The 2364-nt window shown below is 59.2% G+C and carries 3 protein-coding genes and 1 pseudogene; all 4 read right to left on the bottom strand.

Annotation, left to right across the window (positions count from 1 at the left end):
- Positions 1-207, bottom strand: a pseudogene (locus AC1DLB_RS27875) (MFS transporter); the annotation flags it as partial.
- Positions 208-256: 49 nt separating this feature from the next.
- Positions 257-649, bottom strand: a complete 393-nt coding sequence (locus AC1DLB_RS27870; protein ID WP_018927920.1) for a tautomerase family protein — start codon at positions 647-649, stop codon at positions 257-259.
- A gap of 201 nt (positions 650-850) precedes the next feature.
- Positions 851-1708 carry a 3,4-dihydroxyphenylacetate 2,3-dioxygenase gene (hpaD, locus tag AC1DLB_RS27865; RefSeq protein WP_018927921.1) on the bottom strand — a complete coding sequence of 286 codons (858 nt, stop codon included), beginning with the start codon at positions 1706-1708 and terminating at the stop codon, positions 851-853.
- 108 nt (positions 1709-1816) lie between these two features.
- On the bottom strand, positions 1817-2364 hold a 548-nt coding region (locus tag AC1DLB_RS27860), incomplete at its 5' end, for an aldehyde dehydrogenase family protein (protein ID WP_477786073.1).

Here is a 2364-nt window from a genome sequence, read left to right as displayed (position 1 = left end):
GAACAGTCCGGCTCCGAAGCCGTAGACGGTGTCGCTGAAGTGCAGGTCGGTACTCATCTGCATCTTGGCGAAGCCGATGTTGATCCGGTCCAGATGGGCGAACAGGTAACAGATCAACAGCAATGGCATCAGGCGCCAGGTAACGGTGCTGTGGGTTCGATCGTGCTCGGCAAGGGTGATGCTGTCAGCGGTATTGGCTGTGCTCATGATGTTGTACTTTTTGTTTGAGTGGCCGTTGGCGGAAGGAGGGCGTGAATCAGCCCGCCTGGTTCTTCAAGAAGGCATGCACGTTGTTCTGCTTGAAATTCAGTTCGGGGTGCAGCTCGATCATCTCGAACGACAGCGCCAGCAGCCGTTGCGACTGCAGTTCGGCGAAGTGCTCGGTGATTACGTTGAACAGTGTTTGTGCGACTGTCTGTCGGGTCGGCAGATCTCGTCCGTGACCGACCTTGAGGGTCATATGGACGAAGGCGTAATCGTGCTTGCCATCAGCCATGCGCCAGGTGTCCAGGCGCACTCCACGACTGCGGATGCCGCCCAGGGGGAACACGCCGCTGTCGCCGAGGGAGGCGTGGACTTTTTCGAACAGGCTGGGCAAGTCGGCTTGTTGTTCGATGTTGTCGGTGTATTCAGCAATGAAATGAGGCATGTGAGTCTCCCGTAACGTTGATGTTTCGCATCGCGTAGCAGCTGTCGAGCGGAGCGAGGCAGCGTCCGGCTGCGAAGCAGTCGTAACCCCATACACCTCTGTGTTTCAGGTAAATCGAGAGCACCGGTTTTACGAGGACTACGTCCTCGGACGCCGCCTCGCTCCGCTCGACAGCTGCTACGCCAGTTCCTGTCTGGTACCTCAGAGAGGGAAAATGGCGTTGATCTGGCCAGTGCCTGAACTGCCGAAGGGCTCGGTCAGTACTTCCACCGGTTTGTTGTACTCGGGCCCGCCAAGCAGTCCGAGGAGCATGGCGGTGTCGTGCATCTTGCCTTCGCCGAAGCAGTGCTCGGCGTAGTCCGGGAGCATTGCGCAGAACTCCTTGAAGCGACCTTGCTTCCACATCTCGACCACGTGCAGGTCCATCTGCTTGTCGAATTCACGGGTCCAGTTGTGAATGTTGGCTTCGGCTTCACGGTCGTCGGAGAAACGGTGGGACAGCGAGCCGGAGGCCAGCACCAGCACCTTGCGGTCGCTCCTATCGATGGCCCGGCGCACGGCAGCGCCGAAGGCGAAGCTGTCTTCTAGGCGATGCCAGGCGCACCAGGCGGCGATGGAGATCACGTCAAACTTCTGCTCGTCCGGGACGCCCATGTGCATGTAGCGCATAGGTACCAGAGTGCCGTATTCCAACTCCAGGCTCGGGATGTTATGGGCCATGGTGCGCACTCCGGCCTGATTGGCCTCGGTGGCGATCAGCTCGCCCAACGCTGGGCAACCCGGGTACTCGTACTCCATGTTCTTGATGAAGTGCGGCAGTTCGTTGCTGGTGTAGATGCCCTTGAAATGCTCGCCGCAGTTGACGTGATAGCCGCTGTTGACCAACCAGTGCACGTCGAACACCACGGCGGTGTCGGCACCGAGCTCGCGGGCGCGACGGCCGATTTCCTTGTGTCCGGCAATTGCCGCCTCGCGACAACCGTGATGCTTGCCGGGCAGTTCCGACAGGTACATCGAGGGTACATGGCAGATTTTCGCGGCCAGGACGACTTCGCCCATGATGATTCTCCTGAAATTGTTGTTATTCGATTCAATCTGGTGGCCAGTGAAGGCTGCGATGAGCCGATGCGCGGCCCATCGCTGCCTTCAGCAGCGACCATCGGCTGTTCAGAGACCCCAACGCGGGATGTGATGACTGCCCATGGAAATGCAGATGTTCTTGATTTCGGCGAACACCTCAAAGCTGTACTGGCCGCCTTCGCGTCCGGTACCGGAACCTTTCACACCACCGAACGGCTGACGCAAGTCCCGCACGTTCTGACTGTTGATGAACACCATGCCGGCTTCGATGCCGTAGGCCAGGCGATGGGCCTTGCCGATGTCCTGGGTCCAGATGTAAGACGCCAGGCCATACTCGGTATCGTTGGCCAGTTGCAGGGCCTCGGCTTCGTCCTTGAACGGAATCAGGCACACCACCGGACCGAAGATCTCTTCCTGGGCGATACGCATCTTGTTGTTCACGTCGGCGAACACCGTCGGCTGAATGAACTGGCCTTTACTCAGGTGCGCCGGCAAGTTGGCCGGACGTTCCAGACCACCGGCGAGGAGGGTGGCGCCTTCCTCGATGCCGATCTTGATGTAGCCAGTGACCTTGTCGTAGTGGGCCTGAGTGATCATCGAGCCGACCTGAGTCTTCGGGTCCTGTGGATCGCCGA

The organism is Pseudomonas sp. 05N434 (assembly GCF_056396965.1).
Note: the sequence above shows the minus strand (reverse complement) of the source record. Positions and strands in the feature narration are given on the sequence as shown.